Genomic DNA, 17,777 nt, shown 5'->3' on the forward strand with positions numbered 1-17,777 from the left:
TGTCTGTGAGCTTTTTGAACAAGCAGGGTGTCGCCGACCGCCTCGAGACCGCCGCCAAGGCGCGGTCTGAAATGCTGGCCCGGTTCCGGGCGCGCCCGTCCGCCGATGACCCGGCCGTCCTCGCCCGCCAATCCGCCCGCCGCGCCGTGGTCGACGCCCGCGAGGCCCGTGCGGCCGAACGTGCCGCCCAGCGTCAGGCCGAGATCGAGCGCGCCGCCGCCCTGGCCGAGGCCGAACGCCTCGCCGAGATCGAGCGCAAGCACGCCGAGCAACTGGCGGCCCAGGAGCGCGCCAAGGCCCTGCAGGCCGAGCAGAAGGCCCAGCGCGACGCGCGCTATCTCGCCCGGAAGGCGAAGGCTCAGAAGAAGCGCTGAGGCGCGACCGCAGCCACACCCGTCGAGGAGCCGGCATGACCCACAAGTTCAAGATCGGCCAGCGCGTCTGCCGGCCCCGGCCGGGCGGGCCTGGCGACATGGGCGAGGCCGAGGTGTTCGAGGTCCTGCGGCTCATGCCGGAGGACCAGACCGGCGAGCCGAGCTACCGGATCCGCACGAAGACCGGCGAGCGGGCGATCCGCGAGGGCGACCTCGTCGCCGCCCCGCAACCCTGATCCGGGCGCGACTCAGAGCGTCCGGAACATCACCAGCGCGTCGACGGGCCCGAGTGTCGGATGCCGGAAGGCGCCCGGCAGCCGGCCGGCCACGTTGAAGCCGAAGCTTTCCCACAGGCGGACGGCCCGGACGTTGCTGCTGACCACGAAATTGAACTGCATCGCCGCGAAGCCCCGCGCCCGCGCCCGATCGAGGGCGTGCGCGCACATGGCCCGGGCGACCCCGCGACCCAGAGCGGCCTCCCCGGTCATGAACCCGCAATTGGCGACATGGGCGCCCCCGCCGGCCTGATTCGCGCGCAGATAGTAGGTGCCGAGCACGGTCCCCGCTTCCTCGGCAACGAAGGTCTCACGATCCGGCCCGGTCCAGTAGGCGAGGGCCTCGGCCTCGCTGAGGTCGCGGTCGAGGGCGTAGGTCTCCCCGGCCCGGATGGTCGGCACGATGATGCGTGTGATGGCCGCGTGGTCGGCCGCCCGCGCGGCCCTGATGTGTGGGCTCACCCGAATTGCTCCCGCAGGATGCGCTCGTCGAGGCTGTGGCCGGGATCGTGCAGCAGCACGAGCTCGGTGGCGCGGTCCAGGGACGTCTCCACGGTACAGACCCGGCGGAACTCCGTGTGGTCGGCCACCGCCGCGACCGGGCGGTGGGGTGCGTCGAGCACGTCGATCCGGATCCGGGCGTAGTCCGGCAGGAGCGCGCCGCGCCAGCGCCGGGGGCGGAAGGCCGAGATCGGCGTCAGCGCCAGCAGCTTGGCGTCCAGCGGCAGGATCGGGCCTCCGACCGACAGGTTGTAGGCCGTCGAGCCCGCCGCGGTGGCGACGAGCACGCCGTCGGCGATCAGCAGGTCGAGCCGGACGTTGCCGTCGACGGCGATCTTCAGCTTGGCGGTCTGATGCGTCTGGCGCAGCAGGTAGACCTCGTTGATCGCCCGCGCCCGGTGGGAGCGGCCCTCCGTGTCGAGCACGTCCATCACCAGCGGGTGGATGACGCTGCGCTGGGCGTTCTCCAGATGCTCCAGCAGGTCGTCGTCGCGAAACTCGTTCATCAGGAAGCCGACCGTGCCACGGTTCATCCCGTAGATCGGCTTCGGGCTGTCCATGAAGCGGTGCAGCACCTGAAGCATCAGGCCGTCACCGCCGAGGGCCACGACGACGTCCGCCTCCTCGGGCGGGACGTGGTCGTAGCGCCGCATCAGGGCGGCCGCGGCCTCGCGGGCATAGCCGGTCGGGCTCGCCACGAAGGCGATTTTCTGGAAGCGCGGCATGGATCAGGCGCAGCCGCGCAGGCGCGTCGGGGTCGCCTCAGGGTTCACGTCACGGCTCCAGTCTGATGAGCGAACCGCCCGGTTGACGTCCTTGCCCGGCATGCGCCTCACTCCGGGAGCACACGCGCAACCGGAGGCATAGCATGGAGCGTCCGCTCCTCGTCTACACCACCTTTCCCGACCTCGCCTCTGCGCTGAACATCGGCGAGGCCCTGGTCCGCGAGCGTCTCATCGCCTGCATCAACGTGCTTCCGGGCATGCAGTCCGTCTACAGCTGGAAAGGCGCGGTGGAGCGCGGCACCGAAGTCGCGGCCATCCTCAAGAGCCGCGAGGGCTTGGCCGACGCGCTGGCGACCGCGCTGAAGGCGCGTCACCCCTACGACACGCCGATCATCCTGCACCTGCCTGTCGCCGGAGCGGATGCCGACACCGCCGCCTGGATCCTGGCGGAGACGGGGCCGGGCGGGCCGGCCGGCACAAAGCCTCAGACGGATTGACCGACGGGACCGGGCCGCGGAGCGCCCGTCCCGGGCGTGAGCACGGCGCCCGGCGCGATCCCCGTCTCGGCGCCGACCCGGACCCTGTCGCCGACGCGGGCGCCGAAGTTCCGTGCGCCGGTCGCGACGCGCCGGGACGATGCGGCTCTCCGACGCCTCGCTCCGGCTATTGGCGAAGACAATCCCAGCCCGAGGTTCGCGCCAGCGTCGCTTCGGCTGACCCTGACAGCCTCCAGGCCAGGGGCCGGACACCTGTGGACAAGCGCGGCACGTGGTCCGCGCGAGGTGCAATGGTGGTTCACCCGAGACCGGTAACTGTATCCTGAGCGATAGGCTGAACTCAACTGAAGACGATATCGGTCTTGCGGAACGTGAAATTCGATAACTCAAGATAGATTATGCGATTTATCCAGAGGTGGGCGGTGAAAATTTGAAGTTATGCGACGCCGCGGCCTAGAACATCCTCCGTGCGGTCGCCGCACAGAAGCGAGCCGGAGGGGAAACCATGGGTTGGTTCAGGAAGGCAGGGCGCGTGAAGTTGGCCCTGCTCGCGTCGATCGCGGGCGCCGTGGGTGCCCGAGCGGCCGGGGCCCCGCAGAGCGAGCCCCTGATGACCATCACGCCGGCGCCGTCCGGTCCGGCCGGCCTCGCGTCGGCCGACCCGCCCGCCTTGCGGTACGGCGTCCTCTACGCCGACGGCAAGGGCCACAGCCATATCCAATATTGCGACCTGAAGAACTTCCTCTTCAAGAGCTACGCGCCTCCGGCGGCCCCGCAATACGTCGGCTTCCCGCCGGGTGAGGTGACGTCGATCAAGTACGCGGTCCTGCCGGTCGGCTATGTCGGCACGTGGCACACGGCGCCGGGTCCCCAGTGGGTCATCACCCTGTCGGGCCGCTGGTCCGTGGAGGCCACGGATGGGTCCGTGCTCGAGCAGGGGCCCGGCGAGGTGGAGTTCAACGCCGACATGGGATCGACGCCGCAGGGACCGGAAGGCCATGTCGGCCACCTGACCCGGCAGGTCGGCGCCGTGCCGAACGTGCAGCTCATCGTCTCGCTGAAGCCGCAGCCCGGAAAGGCCCGCTCCACCGATCCGTGCCAGCCGTCCCAACCCTGACCCCCCGCGCGGGCCGGGCACGCGCGTTCCGCCGGCCCGCGCGGGTCAGCCGCCGCTCACCGGATAGCTGCGGCCCTTCCAGGTCGCCGCGCCGGCCCGTTCCCGGCGCAGGAGCACGTTCCACTGGATCGCCAGGGCCACCGCGACGGCCGCCGGATGAAGCGGGATCGTCGCCCACGGGGCCCGGACCGCTGCGGTGACGACCGTCCGGGTCGACAGGGACAGGCCCAGCGCCAGGGCGGCCGCGGCCAGGGCAGGGGCCGGCAGCAGCCCGAGCAGCCCGGCCAGGACGAGGAGCGGCGGCAGGACCTGCCCGCAGCCGAGGAGGACGGTCCAGACCGGAAGGGCGCGGGGCGTGGCCATGCCCTCGTGGGCGTTCTTGGAGAAGCCGGCCCAGGCCTGGGCGAAGCCGTCGTACATCCGGCAGGTGGCCAGCGCGGCGGCGGCCACCAGATCCGTCCGGTAGCCCGCGGCGCGGAACAGCCGGGGCAGGCGGACGCCGTCGTGCAGGGATGTGCGGATCGCGCCGTGGCCGCCCGTGGTCGCGTAGGCCGCCCGATCCATCAGGATCAGCTGACCGCAGGCCGCGCCGAGCGAGGGGTCCGCTAGGCGGCGCATCAGGGGCACGGGCAGGAAACCGAGGAGCAGGAAGTCGATCATCGGCACCGTCAGCATCTCGCCGATCGTGTCGGTCCGCTGCCGGGGCACGCCGCTGACGAGGGCCGCGCCGGTGCGGCGGGCCTGCGCCGCGAGGGCGGCGGCCGCTCCGGCCTCGAGGCGGACATCGGCGTCGATGAACAGCAGGTGGTCGCCGCGGGCGAGCCCGGCCATGTGGCTGCAGGCGTGGTTCTTGCCCGTCCACCCCTCGGGGAGGGCGGGCACCGAGACGAGACGCAGGCGCGGGTCGCCGACGGCGCGCACGATCTCCGCGGTCGCGTCGGTGGAATGGTCGTCGCCGACGATCACCTCCACCGGGACCGCCACGCTGGCGAGCGCCGCCCGCACGGTGGCGTCGATGTTGCCGGCCTCGTTGCGCGCCGGGATCAGGATCGAGACGAGGCTCGTCCCGCCCTCCGGGGCGGGCCGGCGGAGAGCCGCGAGATTCACCGCCGCCAGCACGGCAGGGAGGAGGGCGGTGGCGAGGCAGAGCAGCGCCAGGGCGGTGAGAATCGAATCGGTCATCGTCCGCGCCGAGAGGGTGTCGCGCCAGGACACGGGATCGCACGGGGCCGGGCGCGCGCGGAAGGGCTCATCCGGCGCGATCCCGTCCGCCCGTCGCGCGGTGCGCCGGATCGAACCGCCGCCCGGAGAGCCGGGCCGCCAGGCGCCGCCAGAGGTCGTAGAGGCCGCCGACGCCCTTCCGTCCGGAGACCAGGGTGCGGAAGCGTCCGGGCTCCCGGCTGATCACGTCGGCGCTCAGGCGGTCGAGGGTCCGGGTCAGGTCGGATTCCAGGCGCGCGAGCCGGAGGTCGCGCGGAAGCGCGGCGAGTTCGGATCCGGCGATCCCCGGCCCGAAGGCCGCGAAGGCCTCCGCGCCGCGCTCGTCCCAGAAGGTGTACTCGACGGCGAGCGGGACGAAGAGCGCGTCGGGGGCGATCTCGGCGAGCCGCGCCACGCCGGGCCGCAGGGCCAGCGGCCGCGCGCGGGCATCGGCGAAACGGCCCTGCGCGGTGATCCAGAGCATGCCGTCGGGCGCCCCGAGGATCGACCGGGCGGCGGCCAGGAACTGCGCCGCGCCGCGCGGGCTGTCGAGGTCGACGCCGAAGGCGCCGATCCGCTCGAAGATGCGGTAGCGTGCCAGCATCGCGGCGTCGAACGGGGCGCGGCTCGCCCGCTCCGGATAGAGGCGACCGGCCAGCACGATGATCAGCGCGGCGTCCCACCATGCCGGATGGTTGCAGTAGACCACGATCGCGCCGGGATGGCTCGCGGCGGGCGGGGTGCTCCACAGGGGCAGGCGCAGGGCGTCGAGGTGGCGGTGCAGGTAGCGCTCGAACCACGCCACCATGAAGGCGCGGATCCGGGGCGAGACCGGGGACAGGGGGGCGCCGCGCGTGCCTCTCCCGCCCCCCGCGTGGGAGGGCGGAGACGGCGACGTCGTTGTCACGCCGAGGCGCGCAGGGCGCCGCGCGCGTCCTGGTCGAGCGCGTCGGCGGCGATCCAGCCCGACATCATCACCATCGGCATGCCCGGCCCCGGATGAGCGGCGCCGCCCGCGAGGTAGAGGCCCCGCACCTGTCGGGACCGGTTGCCGGGCTTGAACGCGCCCATCACCCGCCCGTGGGAGGCGAGCCCGTAGATCGCGCCGTTCAGGACCTTGTAGCGCTCATGGATGTCCTGCGGCGTCAGGTGGCGCTCGACGACGATGCGCTCCTCGAGATCCGGCATGCCGGCGGTGCGCTTGAGCTTGTCGAGGATCGTCCGCCGATAGTTCTGGAACAGCGGCCCGTCCGGGCGCCAGTCGTGGTGCGGCCGCAGATACGGCGTGTGCACGAGGACGTAGAGCGCCTCGCCGCCCTCCGGCGCCACGCTCGGATCGGTCGAGGAGGGGGCGGCGAGGTAGGCGGTCGGGTCCGGGGCAGGCTCGCCCTTGTTGTAGATGTAGTCGAACTCCTCCTCGGGGTCGCGGGAGAAGACGAAGTCGTGGTGGTTCAGGTGCTCGTAGCGCCTGTTCAGGCCGAGATAGAGCACCACGCCCGAGCAGGCCGGCTCGGGGTTCTTCTTGGCGTAGGCCTTGGCGGCGTCGCCACCGACGAGCTCGCGGTAGGTGCGCACCGAATCCATGTTGGAGATCACCGCGTCGTAGGGCGTGACGCCCGCGGCGGTCCGCACGCCCCGGACCGTGCCGTTGGCGGTCTCGATCCCGGTCACCTCGGTGTCGGTCTTGCAGGTGGCGCCGAGCTCCTGGGCGAGCTTCGCCAGACCCTCGGCGACGGCGCGGGTGCCGCCCATCGGGTACCAGACCCCGTCGGCGGTCTGCATGTGGGCGATGGCGCAGAGCACCGCCGGCGCGCCGTAGGGCGAGGAGCCGACATACTGCACGAAGTGGTCGAGCATCTGCGCGAGCCGGGCGTCCTTGACCTTGCCGCGGATCGTCGAGGCCACTGAGGCGTGCATGCGCAGGGACAGCACGTCGCGCAGCGTGCCGGGGTTCATGTTGGCGCGGATGTTGATCGTGTCGAACAGGTCCTCGACGGGCTTCCAGAAGAAGAACTTCTCGGAGACGCCGTGGAGGTGCTGCGAGATGGAGATGAACTTCTTGTAGCCCTCGCCGCTGCCGGGAGCGAAGCGCTCCATGTCGCCGGCCATCCGCTCGACGTCCTGCATCAGGTCGATGTGGGTGCCGTCGTCGAAGAAGCAGCGCCACTGCGGGTCGAGGCGGCGCAGGTCCATGTAGTCGTGGACCGAGCGGCCGGCCTCCGCGAAGATACGCTCCAGCACCCGGGGAACCGTCAGGATGGTCGGGCCCATGTCGAAGCGGAATCCGCCCTCGTGCAGCACCGCCGCCTTGCCGCCGAGCCAGCCGTTCTTGTCGTAGACCGTCACGCGGTGACCCCGCGCGGCGGCGACGCACGCGGCCGCGAGTCCGCCGAGCCCGCTGCCGATGACGGCGACCGTGGAATCCTGGCTCATCCTGCTGGCTGGCTCCCCGGGCCGAAGAAGGCGTGGCCCGCAGGGCGAAGCTAGACCTGGGGCGGGGCGGGTCAACGCGCCACCCGGTCGCGGCAGCCTACCGGCCGCCCTCGCCTGTGGACAGGTGCGCCAGGAAATTGCCGATCTCCCGGCGTCGCAGGTCCGCCTCCAGCACCTCCGGACCGATGCCGTGGCGCCAGGCGAGTCGGCGCGCGGCCTCGGCATCACTGCCCCGGAGCGCCGCGACCTCCTCCGCGTAGGCCGCCACGGCCCGCGGGGACTCGGCGAGCCCCGCCTCGACGATGGCGGCGTCGCAGAGGCGCAGCATCGCGGCCAGGTCGTCGAGGTCGAGCTCGGGATGATACTGCGTCCCCCAGAACCAGCCACGGCCCTGCCGGATCTCGATGGCCTGAACGCCGAGCACGCGGTTTCCGGCGAGCACGCGGGCGCCCGGGGGCGGCTCTAGGACGGCGTCGGAGTGGATCGCCGGGGCGTCCCAGCTCGCCGGGCGGCCGGCCAGAAGCGGGTGGGTCCGGCCCTCCTCGGTCGGGGTGATCGCCCGGGCGAAACCGTATTCCGGCCCGCGCGGGTTCGCGGCGGCGCGGCCCCCCGCCACCGTCGCGGCGACCTGCACGCCCCAGCACGAGCCGAAGACCGCGCGCCCGGCCTCGAAGGCCGCGCGCATCAGGTCGAGCTGCCGGGTCACGGCCGGCGTGCCCTCGGAGACCTTGAGGGTCGAGCCGGTGAAGATCAGCCCGTCGAATGCCGTGAGGTCCGCCGGCAGGGTCGCGTCGGCGTCGGCGGCGTTGACGTGCTGGCAGACGGTGCCCGGCGCGAGGTCCTGCACCACCGCCGCGTAGGACTCGGCCGAGGTTCTTCCCGTGGCCGCGACATGGCGGTCGCGGGCGGCGCGATCGTTGCCGTCAGCGATGAGGAGGCGGAGCATGCGGGCTACCGGGGAGCGCGGCCGTGGCGGAGGCGCCTCTATGTCGGTGCACACCGCGTCGCAGGAACGGCGCGGATCGTCGCGGGTGTCGGGCCCGGAATCGGGTCGACTCCCCCAAACGGGTGATGCGCGTTGCGGTGCCGGGTTTACCTCTCCGGTGTCGGTCTCCGAGGAGCGGTCATCGCGGAGGACAGGATGCCAGATCTCGCCGAGGTGGAACTCTACTGCGCGGAAGCCCGGGACATCCTCGCTCACGCGGAGGATATCGTTCACGACCTGGGCCGGAGAGGTGCCTGCGAGGGGCACCGCATGATGGCGAGCCAGGGCCTCGCGGCGCTGCGGAACCTGGACCGCATCATCGAGCGCCACCGCAGGCGCCTGACGTTCCAGGCCCTGCCCAACGCGGTCGGCCCGCCCCCGCCAGCGCCCCAGAAACGGAATTGGCTGCTCTTCCTCAGGCCGCGCGTCGGGCACCCGGGCCATGGCATCGAGGCGCGTTCCTAGGCCCCTCTCGGCGGTGCGTCCGATCCTGCGCGTTCCGGCCGCCGCGCTCGCGATTGGACGGGTCTCGCGCGGCGAGCCCTGTCGTGCGAGGCGGGGAGATCCCTGGGGTCCGGCGGCGCGCTGGTGCGCCGGCCTGCCGAGAGCCGCGGTGATCTGGGCCGTGCTGCTCGTCCTGGGGATGGCCCTTCCGGCCCCCGCCCGGCGAGCACCCCCGCCGCTGCACCAGGCGGCCGAGATCGAAGCCCTCGTCAACAAGGCGGCCGACCTCCTGGAGGCGGAGGGCGCCCGGGCGTTCGACGCGTTCCGGCGCAGGGGAAGCGTCTGGCGATATGGGGATGTCTACCTGTTCGTCGTCGACCTGCGGGGAGTCGTTCTCTTCAACGCCGCGCACCCGAACCGCGAGGGGCATGACCTGCTGCACGAGCGCGACGCCGACGGGAAGCAGTTCCACCAGAACTTCATCGACGCCGTCACGCGGTTCGGGTCCGGCTGGGTCGACTACATGTTCCCGAAGCCCGGTCAGCCGGTTCCGAGCGTGAAATGGAGCTACGTCTGCGCGACGCGCGTGGGGGGCGTGGAGGCGCTCGTCGGCGCAGGCGTCTACGTGGAGTAGCGCTATCGGGACCGGGACGGCGCTGGGCCCTAAGCCGTCCGCCGCGCCGCCAGCGCGAGGGCGAAGGCGAGGCCGGCCAGGGTCAGCGCCGCCAGGACCCCGAGAGCCGGGGCCGCGGCGGAGAACCCCTCGCCCAGCGCGCTCTGATAGGCCTCGATCGCCCAGGCATTGGGGGTGAGCCAGCCGGCCTGCTGCAGCCAGGGCGGCATCAGGAACCGCGGGACCATGGAGCCCCCCACCGCCGAGAGCAGCAGCACCCCGAACGTCGAGGCGAGATGCGCCTGCTGGCGCGAGGCCGCGAGCGCGCAGGCCGCGAGCGCGAGGCCGGCCGCCATCGCGGAGACCAGCAGGCAGGCGGCTAGGAACGCGGGCCAGTGCGGCCCGATCTCGACGCCGTAGAGGAGGGCAGCGGCCAGGAAGATCAGCCCGGCCTGGACGAGCCCCTGCAGCGTCAGGAAGGCGAACTTGCCGAGCACCACGACGGGCAATCCGCCCGGTCCGGCCATCAGCCGCTCGGTGAGGCCCGTCTCGCGCTCCTCGACCAGGGACATCGCGCCCTGCATGGCGGCGAAGAGCAGGAACACGGCGGTGATCGCGCCGGCGTAGTAGCTGACCCGGGCGTTGGCGGTCCCGGCCGCGGTGCTGCGGCGTTCCACCAGCGAGGCGAAGCTGAACGGTTCCTTCTTGGCCCGCTGCTCCGCGAAGGCCTCGTCGAGGAAGCGGCGCTCGTCGGGCCCGATCTTGCCCGTGCGCTCGACGTCGGCGACGATCCGCGACAGGACCACGTCGGGCAGCGCCTCGTTCAGGACCCGCTGGAGCTGGCCGAGGGCGATCGGCGTCGCCAGCGCCTTGGCCGGGTTCTCGACCAGCACCACCGGCTGATCCGCGTGACCGGGCGCGGTCTCCGCGGGCGCGGCGATCAGGTCCCCGCGCAGGATCAGCGCCACGTCGACCTCGCCGGCCCGCACTGCCCGCGCCACGGCGTCGATGTCGGTCGCGGGCAGCCGCGTCACGCGGAGCGAGGGATCGGCCGCGAGCGCGTCGGCGAGGCGCTCTGTCGCCGCGGTACGGGCCAGGTCGACCAGGCCGAGATGGATGCGGATGCGGTCGCCGATTGCCCCGGAGAAGATCGCCGCGAAGATCGAGAAGATCACGGTCGGCAGCACGAAGGCCATCACCAGCGCGGCCCGGTCGCGCAGGAGGGTGAGGAGCATCACGCGGAAGGCGGCGGCGATCATCCGGCGGCACCGGCCCGGCGCGGGGCCGTCTCGGGATCTGAGAATTCGCGTGGCCGGAGGGCGTCGAGATAGAGGGTCTCCAGCCGCGGCGCCCGCACCCGGATCTCGGCCACCGGAACGCCCTGGGCGCGCAGGGCGCCGAGCAGGGCCGCGCCGTCCAGTCCGGACCGTTCGACCGATCGCCAGACGAGGCCGCCCGCCTCGGCGGGCACGAAGCCGGCCCGGCGCAGCACACCCTCGGCCGGTCCCGTCGCCGGACCGGCGAGGCTCAGCTCCCGCTCGGGTGCGCCGGTGCGCAGCTGCGCGAGCAGGTCGGCGAGCCGGCCGGCGCGGACGACCCGGCCCTGGGCCAGGAACGCCACCCGCGAGGCGAGGCGCTCCGCCTCTGCGAAATCGTGGGTGGCGATCAGGATCGCGGTGCCGGCGGCCTTCAGGCGATCGAGCACCGCGTGGATCGCGGCCCGCGCGCCGAGGTCGACGCCGCTGGTCGGCTCGTCGAGGAGCACCAGCCGGGGCCGGTTCATCAGGCTCGCGGCGATGTTGACCCGCCGCCGGTACCCGCCCGACAGGACGCCGACCGGGCGTCCGGACACGTCGGCGATGTCGGCCATGGCCAGGGCGGCCTCGACGGCCCGCTTACGGTCGCGCCGGGAAACCCCCGCGAGCTGCCCGAACACGCCGAGATTCTCCGACACGGTCAGGCGCGGGTAGAGGGCGATCTCCTGCGGCACCCATCCGATGGCGCGGCGGGCCTGCCCGGCGCGGCACGGGTCCGCTCCGGCCACGCGCACCGATCCCGCACTCGGTGCGAGACGCCCCGCCACGAGCCGCATCAGCGAGGACTTGCCGGCCCCGTTCGGTCCGAGCAGCGCCAGGGTCTCGCCGGCCCCGAGGTCGAGATCGACCTGATCCAGCACCCGGCGGCCGCGGAGGTCGAGGCCGACGCCCGCGAGCCGGACGAGGGGATCGTCCATCGGTTCACCGTCTCGGCAGGGCACGGCCGAGGCGCACGCGCACGGCGGCGCCGGGCTCCCGGAGGGCGAAGGCCGCCTCGGCAAAATCGGGCCGCGCCCGGCGCCCTGCGGTGCCCGAGAAGCCGTAGGGCTCCAACGGCAGGCCGAGGCCGGTGCGATCGAGGCGTCCGTTGCCGTTGGCGTCCTGATAGGCCGCCACCGCGTAGAGCCCCGGCGGAACATCCCGGAAGGTGAACCGTGCCCGGTCGGCTGTGGCCGGCGCGTCGTCGCCCCGCAGGCACGACGTCTCCGAGAGACCGCCCTGGCAGAGGGCGACGCGCACTTGGCCGCCGCCCGGCTCGATCCCGTCGACCTCGACCTGCACGGCGGCGGCCCAGGCGGGCACGGTCGCGGCGCAGAGCCAGGCGGCCAGGGCGACCGTCGCGCGGCCTGCCGGTCCGCGGACATGTCCCCGGCCCGTCGCCGCGCTCACGAGGCCTCGCCGGAGGTCGCCAGCGGGGCGGTCTCGGGGATACCGGCCGTGGCGGCGGCGCGTGCGCCGGCCAGTTCCTCGATCAGCAGCCGGGCCGAGATCCGGGCGCCCTCGTAGATGACCGGTAGGCCGGAGCCCGGATGGGTGCCGCCCCCGACGATGTACAGGCCCGGTCCGAAACGGTTGTGAGGCCGGAAATACAGCATCTGCAGCAGATCGTGGGCGAGGTTGAAGGTGGCGCCCTCGTGGACGGCGAAATCCTCTTCCCACTGGGTCGGATCGATGATCCGCTCGTAGCGGATCCGGGACTCGAGATCGTCGATCCCGAGGAGCTTCAGCCGCTCCAAGATCAGGGCGCGGTAGGTCTCCCGTATCGACGCCCAGTCGATCCCCGCTTTAAGGTTGGGCACCGGGACCAGCACGTAGAGGGCCGTATGCCCGGGCGGCGCCATGCCGCCATCCGTGTAGCCCGCGTGCTGCACGTACAGGGACGGCTGCATCGGCAGCGTGCCCTCCGTGATCTCGCGGATGTTCTTCTCGTAGCCGTCGGCCAGGAGGATCGTGTGGTGCCCGAGGCTGTCGGGCATTTTACCCTCGAGGCCGAGATAGAGCATGAAGGTCGAGCAGGAGAGCCGGGCCTTCCGGATCTTGGCATCGCGCCAGCGCGGCCGGTGCCGCTCCGGGACGAGGGCGCGGACGACCTTCGCGAAGTCGCCGTTGATCAGCACCGCATCGGCGTTGAAGGTCTCGCCGTCCGCGACCAATCCACTGGCGCGCTTGCCGTCGAACAGCACCCGCTCGACGGTGCTGTTGAGCCGGAGGTCGACGCCCATGCGGCCGGCCAGGCCCGCCATCGCCTCGGAGACGGCGCCGCAGCCGCCCACCGGGTGGTAGACGCCGTGCTCGTACTCGAGGAACGACAGGATGGTGAACAGGCTCGGGCACCGGAACGGCGACATCCCGAGGTATTTGGTCTGGAATGAGAAGGCGAGGCGCACCCGCGGGTCGGCGAAGTGGCGCTTGAGGTCGCGGTCGACGCTCCGGCCGGGATGCAGGTAGGGCAGGGCGGCCAGCATAGCCGGGCTCGCCATGCTGCGCAGGGTGTGGAAGGCCTGTTCGAGGACCGGCTTGAAGAAGTTCAGCTTGGTCCGGTTCTCGGCGAAGAAGGCCTTGACGTTCTTGGCGTCGTCCGGCGCGAGGCGGGCGATCTCGCGTTCCAGGCGCTCGACGTCACCGGTGGCGCGGATCGATCCCGAGATTCCCTCCGTTCCCTCGAAAACGAGGTGATACTGCGGGTCGAGCCGCTCGAGCTTGACATGATCCTCCAGCCGCTCCCCGCAGCTCGCGAAGATGTCCGCAAGAATCTGTGGATAGAGGAAGAAGGTCGGGCCGATATCGAACCGGTAGCCGCCGGGCGCCTCGACGGTCTTCGTCCGGCCCCCGACCTGTGCGTCCTTCTCGAAGAGGGTGACGTGGATCCCCGCCCGCGCGAGCAGCAGGGCGGCGGCCAGTCCGCCCGGCCCGGCTCCGACCACGGCCACCCGGCGTCCGGTCAGCGCCCGCAACCCATCCCCAGACTGAAGCAACGTCCCCGACTCCTCACAGAATCCCGATACCCCATGCGGCCAAGCTAGCTTCGCATCCTCGCGCGGCAATTGCAGCCGTTTGTCGCGCGCAGAATGTGGTCTACGATCATACCGTGGACACGCATTCGCAAGGTTTGTGCATGCGGGCCGCGCCGAGGCCGGCCGCACCGCGCGGTGCGGGTTGCTCCGAATGGTCGGCCCGCGACCGCGCCGCCCGGTGCGGCGGATTCACGGCCGGCCGAGGCGGCCCTGGCCGCGGGCGATGGTGTAGAGGGCGATGCCCGCCGCCGTGGCGACGTTGAGCGAATCGAAGCCGGCGGCCATGGGGATGCGGATAGGCTGCGCCCGGGCCAGCGTCGCCGCGTCAAGGCCCGGCCCCTCGGTGCCGAGGATCAGCAGCGCCCGCGCCGGGACGGCGAGCAGGTCCAGGGTCTCGGTCGCCCCCGGGCTGAAGGCCAGCGGCTGAAGGTCGAGGGTTTCGGCGAGCCGCAGCCAGTCCTGCCCGTCCGGGAGCCGCGCGAAGGGCTGGATCAGGGCGGCGCCGGCCGAGACGCGGATGCTCTTGCGGTAGAGCGGATCGCAGCTCTCCCCGTCGAGGAGCACCGCGTCGGCCCCGAAGGCCGCCGCGTTGCGGAAGGCCGCGCCGACATTGTCGTGGTTGGTCAGGCCGGCCAGGCCGACCACCAGGGCCGGGGCGGGCGGCGGCGGCACGAGGGCGGCCGCCTCGGGCGCCGAGGGCGGCCGCCTCGGGCGCCGGGCCGCGCAGGCCGACGGCCAGGACCCCGCGGTGGATCGGGAAGCCCGTCACCGCGCTCATCACCGCCTTGCCGGCGCTGTAGACCGGCGGCGGCTCCGGGCAGGCGGCGACGTCGGCGGCGAGGCCCGGCCAGCGCTCGGGCGCGACCAGGATCGATTCGGCGCGGAACCGGCCGCGGCGACCGAGGAGCAGCCGCAGGGTCACCTCGCCCTCGACGATGAAGCGCCCGGCGCGGCCGACGAGGTCGCGCTCGCGCATCCGGGTGTAGGGCTCGAGGCGGGGATCGTCCGGGTCGGTGAGGGTCTCCGGGACCGGGGTCACCTCAGCCCTGGGACCGCTCGGTGCGGCTCGCCAGCGGGTCCGCCTCGGCCTTGGTCGGCACCTTCACCAGCGCCTCGCCGTCGAGGACCGTCTCGCCGCCGACGGAGCACCGGCAGGCGAGGCGCGCGCGCCGCCGCTCGGGCATGAGTTCGGCCACCGTGACGGTCACGTCGACCACGTCGCCGATCCGCACCGGGGCGCGGAAGTTCAGGGTCTGGGAGATGTAGACGGCCCCCGGTCCGGGCAGCCGCGTGCCGAGCACCGCCGAGATCAGCCCGGCCGTGTACAGGCCGTGGGCGATGCGGGTGCCGAACGGCGTGCGCGCGGCGAAGTGCTCGGACAGGTGGATCGGGTTGCGGTCGCCGGTGATCTCGGCAAAGCCGACCACGTCCGAGGAGGCGATGGTCTTGGACAGGGTCTCCGACAGGCCGACCTCGAGATCCTCGAAATAGAGCACGCGCAGTTCGGGCAGCATGACGCGGCAGACCTCCGGTTCCGGCCGGTCATTCGTCTCGTGCGGCCGGCTCCGGCAACGGCGTCGCACGATCGCGGCGCCGAATCCACCCGGACAAAGGCGTAACGGCCTCGAACTTTCTTGAGCCGCGGAGAGGCTTTTCTCAACGGCCGCTCGACAGGGCCGCGCGCGTCGGCGAAGAGGCGTCCCGTGATCGCCGATGACACTCCCCGGCCCGCGCCGCCCGCCCTCCGTCCGGTCGTCGCCCGCGTGGCGGCGCTCAACCTCGGCTATTTCGGCATCGAGATCGCGGTGGCGCTCGCCATCGGTTCGGTGGCGCTGATCGCCGACAGCCTCGATTTTCTCGAGGACGCGGCGATCAACCTGCTGATCTTCGCCGGCCTCGGCTGGAGCGCGCGCAACCGCGCCCGGCTCGGCACCGCCATGGCGGGGATCCTGCTCCTGCCGGCGCTGGCGGGGGCCTGGGCCGCCTACGGCAAGATCGCCGACTTCACCGCCCCCGCCGCTCTGCCCCTGACCCTCGCGGGGCTCGGGGCGCTCGCCGTCAACCTCACCTGCGCGCTCATGCTCGCCCGGCACCGCTCCGGCTCGGGCAGCCTGACCCGCGCGGCCTATCTGTCGGCGCGCAACGACGCCTTCGCCAACCTGGCGATCATCGCCGCCGGCCTCGTGACCGCGCTCCACCCATCCCCCTGGCCCGACCTCGTCGTGGCGGCCGGGATCGCGATTCTCAACGCCGACTCGGCCGCCGACATCCTCAAGGCGGCCGCGGCCGAGCGCCGAGCGGCGCGATAGCGGCCCCGAGCGGCGACACGGTAGCGACCCTCATGCGCATCTTCCCCATCTCGGATCTCCACCTGGAGCGGCGGCGCCTCGACCTGATCGCGCCGCCCGCGGAGCCCTTCGACCTGCTCGCCTGCCCGGGCGACCTCCATGAGGGGCATCCCGAGCGGGGCCTCGCGGCGCTGCTGCACCTCGCGCAGGGGCGTCCGATCGTCCTGGTACCGGGCAACCACGAGCGCTACGCCCCGACCGGAGATCGGCGGACCGCGCCGGAGCTGCTCGCCGCCCTCGAGGCCGAGGTCGGCCGCCTCAACGGGCTCGGCGCGCGGATCCACCTGCTCCAGCGCGCGCGCAGCTGCGTCATCGACGGCGTCCGCTTCGTCGGCACCACCCTCTGGAGCGACTGGACCCTCGCCGGGCGCTGGCTCGCACCGGACGCGCCGAACCTGCCCGACGATCCGGTGGCCTACGCGGCGTCCCGCATGACCGACCCGGTGACGGGCTCGCGGGAATATCGCGGCTCGATCCGCAAGGCCGACGGCAGCCCCTGGCTGCCGGCGGACGCGATGGCGGAACACCGGATCGAGCGGGCGGCCCTGCACGCGGCGCTCCGGACCCCGCACGACGGGCCGACCGTGGTGGTGACCCACCATCCGGCGAGCCCCCTCGCGGCCGATCGGTTCCGGGACGCGCCCGGCGTTCCCTGGTGGGTGCCCGCCTTCTACGCCAGCACGGCCCTCGACGACCTCGCGGAGGCCGAGCGGCCGGACCTCTGGATCTCCGGGCATTTCCACGCCGGCCACGACTTGCGGGTCGGCCGCTGCCGCTGGATCTCGAACCCGGTCGAGGGCGCGACCTACCGGGGCGACTTCGTCGTCGAAGTCGAGGATCCGTGATTTAGTCCTCCCGCCAAGAGATCGGGCTGTCGACGCGGTGCGATCGCGCACGGCTTGGCCGTAACGGCGGGATGCCGTCGGAGTGAACGCCCGTCAAACCCTGATCGGCCCCGAATGACGGGGCTCAGGTTCGGGGTTCCCATGGCCGGATATAGCCTGACGTCACGTTGGGTCGCGGCGGCGGCTCTTGCCGTCTCGGTTCCGATCGCCGCCGCGTCGACGGCGACGACCGCGCGGGCGGCGTCCGCGGCGCAGCCGGGACAGACGGTCGGCCTGCCGGTGGGCGATCAGCTGCCGGTCGGCCTGTATTTCGTGAACCTGTCCAGCTTCGGCGTTCGCGGCACCCTTCCGCGCGACTCGTCGACCAACGTCAACCTGCCGACCTTCGCGTGGGCGACGCCCTGGGATGTCGCGGGCGCCCGCCTCCAGTTCTTCTTCACCCAGCCGATCGCGGCGGCGAGCAGTCAGGGGGCGCCCTACCAGAGCGGCGTCGGGCAGCAGCTGCTGGCGGCCCAGCTCGCCTGGGACCTCGGCGGCGATGTCGGCTTCAGCTACCTGTTCGGCGGTTACCTGCCGATCCAGACGCGGTTCCTGACGCAGTCAGCCTCGCTGAGCCACCGCTTCGCGCTGAGCTACACCGGCCAGGGCTGGAATCTGACGGCGAACCTGCTCTACGGCGTCTTCCTCGACACGCGCTCGCCCAGCGGCACCCTCTACCCGGACTACATGAACCTCGACCTGACCATGACGAAGAAATTCGGCTCCTGGCAGATCGGGGCGGTGGCCTTCGGGTCGACGGACCTTCCCACCGGCGTGGCGAGCTACCGTCCGCAGGGCCAGATCGCGGTGGGCGGTCTCGTCGGCTACAATTTCGGGCCTGTGAACCTGCAGGCCTACCTCACGCACGACGTGGTCGAGCGCAATTACGGCGGCCGCGAGGTCCGCGGCTGGCTGCGCGCGATCGTGCCGCTGTACCAGGACAGGAACGAGGTCGAGCCGGGCCGCACCCTCGTGACGCGGCGGCAGGCCGAGTAGCCAAGCCGGCTGAGACTGTCCGGGTTGGCGTCATCCCCGGCGCAGGCGGCGGGTC

20 protein-coding genes and 1 pseudogene are annotated in these 17,777 nt (G+C 72.5%); 9 read left to right on the forward strand and 12 right to left on the reverse strand.

The features are described from left to right. Positions 1 to 5: 5 nt before the first annotated feature. On the forward strand, positions 6 to 374 hold the full coding sequence (locus MOTC310_RS11065) for a DUF6481 family protein (RefSeq protein ID WP_012321929.1): 369 nt from the start codon (positions 6 to 8) through the stop codon (positions 372 to 374). Positions 375 to 409: 35 nt separating this feature from the next. Continuing rightward, positions 410 to 610, forward strand: a complete 201-nt coding sequence (locus MOTC310_RS11070; protein WP_331293146.1) for a hypothetical protein — start codon at positions 410 to 412, stop codon at positions 608 to 610. Positions 611 to 622: 12 nt separating this feature from the next. Here MOTC310_RS11070 and MOTC310_RS11075 read toward each other — a convergent pair whose 3' ends face one another. Next, positions 623 to 1,111, reverse strand: a complete 489-nt coding sequence (locus tag MOTC310_RS11075) for a GNAT family N-acetyltransferase (protein ID WP_331301783.1) — start codon at positions 1,109 to 1,111, stop codon at positions 623 to 625. Continuing rightward, entirely contained in the window at positions 1,108 to 1,875 is a 768-nt protein-coding gene (locus tag MOTC310_RS11080; RefSeq protein ID WP_331293148.1) for an NAD kinase, read from the reverse strand. The genes MOTC310_RS11075 and MOTC310_RS11080 overlap by 4 nt, the downstream gene beginning before the upstream one ends. 143 nt (positions 1,876 to 2,018) lie before the next feature. On the opposite strand from MOTC310_RS11080, the gene cutA reads away from it, so the two are divergent. Beyond that, entirely contained in the window at positions 2,019 to 2,372 is a 354-nt protein-coding gene (gene cutA / locus MOTC310_RS11085; RefSeq protein WP_331301784.1) for a divalent-cation tolerance protein CutA, read from the forward strand. 505 nt (positions 2,373 to 2,877) lie between these two features. Further along, positions 2,878 to 3,489, forward strand: coding sequence for a cupin domain-containing protein (locus MOTC310_RS11090; RefSeq protein ID WP_331301785.1), 612 nt, complete (start codon positions 2,878 to 2,880; stop codon positions 3,487 to 3,489). Positions 3,490 to 3,534: 45 nt separating this feature from the next. Here MOTC310_RS11090 and MOTC310_RS11095 read toward each other — a convergent pair whose 3' ends face one another. The 4 genes from MOTC310_RS11095 to MOTC310_RS11110 form a co-directional block, all read right to left on the reverse strand. Beyond that, positions 3,535 to 4,671, reverse strand: coding sequence for a glycosyltransferase family 2 protein (locus tag MOTC310_RS11095; RefSeq protein WP_331301786.1), 1,137 nt, complete (start codon positions 4,669 to 4,671; stop codon positions 3,535 to 3,537). 67 nt (positions 4,672 to 4,738) lie between these two features. After that, positions 4,739 to 5,497: a lysophospholipid acyltransferase family protein gene (locus MOTC310_RS11100; RefSeq protein WP_331293152.1), complete on the reverse strand. Its 759-nt coding sequence runs from the start codon at positions 5,495 to 5,497 to the stop codon at positions 4,739 to 4,741. Between the two features lie 95 nt (positions 5,498 to 5,592). Further along, entirely contained in the window at positions 5,593 to 7,122 is a 1,530-nt protein-coding gene (locus MOTC310_RS11105; RefSeq protein ID WP_331301787.1) for a phytoene desaturase family protein, read from the reverse strand. A gap of 97 nt (positions 7,123 to 7,219) precedes the next feature. Then, positions 7,220 to 8,068 (reverse strand): type 1 glutamine amidotransferase, encoded by an 849-nt coding sequence (locus MOTC310_RS11110; RefSeq protein ID WP_331301788.1) that lies wholly within the window; start codon positions 8,066 to 8,068, stop codon positions 7,220 to 7,222. A gap of 195 nt (positions 8,069 to 8,263) precedes the next feature. Between MOTC310_RS11110 and MOTC310_RS11115 the strand changes: the two genes are divergently transcribed. Together MOTC310_RS11115 and MOTC310_RS11120 are read left to right on the forward strand one after the other, a co-directional pair. Beyond that, on the forward strand, positions 8,264 to 8,572 hold the full coding sequence (locus MOTC310_RS11115; protein ID WP_331301789.1) for a hypothetical protein: 309 nt from the start codon (positions 8,264 to 8,266) through the stop codon (positions 8,570 to 8,572). Between the two features lie 148 nt (positions 8,573 to 8,720). Next, positions 8,721 to 9,185 carry a cache domain-containing protein gene (locus tag MOTC310_RS11120; RefSeq protein WP_331301790.1) on the forward strand — a complete coding sequence of 155 codons (465 nt, stop codon included), beginning with the start codon at positions 8,721 to 8,723 and terminating at the stop codon, positions 9,183 to 9,185. A 29-nt stretch (positions 9,186 to 9,214) separates the two neighbouring features. Here the strand turns inward: MOTC310_RS11120 and MOTC310_RS11125 are convergent, their stop codons facing one another. The 6 genes and pseudogenes from MOTC310_RS11125 to croR all read right to left on the reverse strand — a co-directional run bounded on the left by MOTC310_RS11125 (position 9,215) and on the right by croR (position 15,008). Further along, on the reverse strand, positions 9,215 to 10,423 hold the full coding sequence (locus MOTC310_RS11125; protein ID WP_331301791.1) for an ABC transporter permease: 1,209 nt from the start codon (positions 10,421 to 10,423) through the stop codon (positions 9,215 to 9,217). Then, the gene (locus MOTC310_RS11130) at positions 10,420 to 11,397 is read right to left on the reverse strand and encodes an ABC transporter ATP-binding protein (protein ID WP_331301792.1); all 978 of its coding nucleotides are present in this window, start codon (positions 11,395 to 11,397) and stop codon (positions 10,420 to 10,422) included. Before MOTC310_RS11130 ends, MOTC310_RS11125 begins: the two co-directional genes overlap by 4 nt. A 4-nt stretch (positions 11,398 to 11,401) precedes the next feature. After that, a complete protein-coding gene (locus MOTC310_RS11135; RefSeq protein WP_331293159.1) occupies positions 11,402 to 11,869 on the reverse strand; it encodes a DUF2141 domain-containing protein in 468 nt (155 codons plus the stop codon). Then, on the reverse strand, positions 11,866 to 13,455 hold the full coding sequence (crtI, locus tag MOTC310_RS11140) for a phytoene desaturase family protein (RefSeq protein WP_331293160.1): 1,590 nt from the start codon (positions 13,453 to 13,455) through the stop codon (positions 11,866 to 11,868). The genes MOTC310_RS11135 and crtI overlap by 4 nt, the downstream gene beginning before the upstream one ends. Positions 13,456 to 13,683: 228 nt before the next feature. Beyond that, positions 13,684 to 14,470, reverse strand: a pseudogene (locus tag MOTC310_RS11145) (TrmH family RNA methyltransferase). A 64-nt stretch (positions 14,471 to 14,534) separates the two neighbouring features. Beyond that, a complete protein-coding gene (gene croR / locus MOTC310_RS11150) occupies positions 14,535 to 15,008 on the reverse strand; it encodes a 3-hydroxybutyryl-CoA dehydratase (RefSeq protein WP_091775021.1) in 474 nt (157 codons plus the stop codon). A gap of 189 nt (positions 15,009 to 15,197) precedes the next feature. Between croR and MOTC310_RS11155 the strand changes: the two genes are divergently transcribed. From MOTC310_RS11155 to MOTC310_RS11165, 3 genes are all read left to right on the forward strand, one after another. Further along, complete coding sequence (locus tag MOTC310_RS11155) at positions 15,198 to 15,803, forward strand: cation efflux transmembrane domain-containing protein (RefSeq protein WP_331301793.1); 606 nt, start codon at positions 15,198 to 15,200, stop codon at positions 15,801 to 15,803. 32 nt (positions 15,804 to 15,835) lie between these two features. Continuing rightward, entirely contained in the window at positions 15,836 to 16,687 is an 852-nt protein-coding gene (locus MOTC310_RS11160) for a metallophosphoesterase (protein ID WP_331301794.1), read from the forward strand. A 141-nt stretch (positions 16,688 to 16,828) separates the two neighbouring features. Further along, positions 16,829 to 17,722 carry a transporter gene (locus tag MOTC310_RS11165; protein WP_331301795.1) on the forward strand — a complete coding sequence of 298 codons (894 nt, stop codon included), beginning with the start codon at positions 16,829 to 16,831 and terminating at the stop codon, positions 17,720 to 17,722. Positions 17,723 to 17,777 lie beyond the last annotated feature (55 nt).

It is taken from the genome of Methylobacterium oryzae, assembly GCF_036441375.1.
GTDB classification, from domain to species: domain Bacteria; phylum Pseudomonadota; class Alphaproteobacteria; order Rhizobiales; family Beijerinckiaceae; genus Methylobacterium; species Methylobacterium oryzae_A.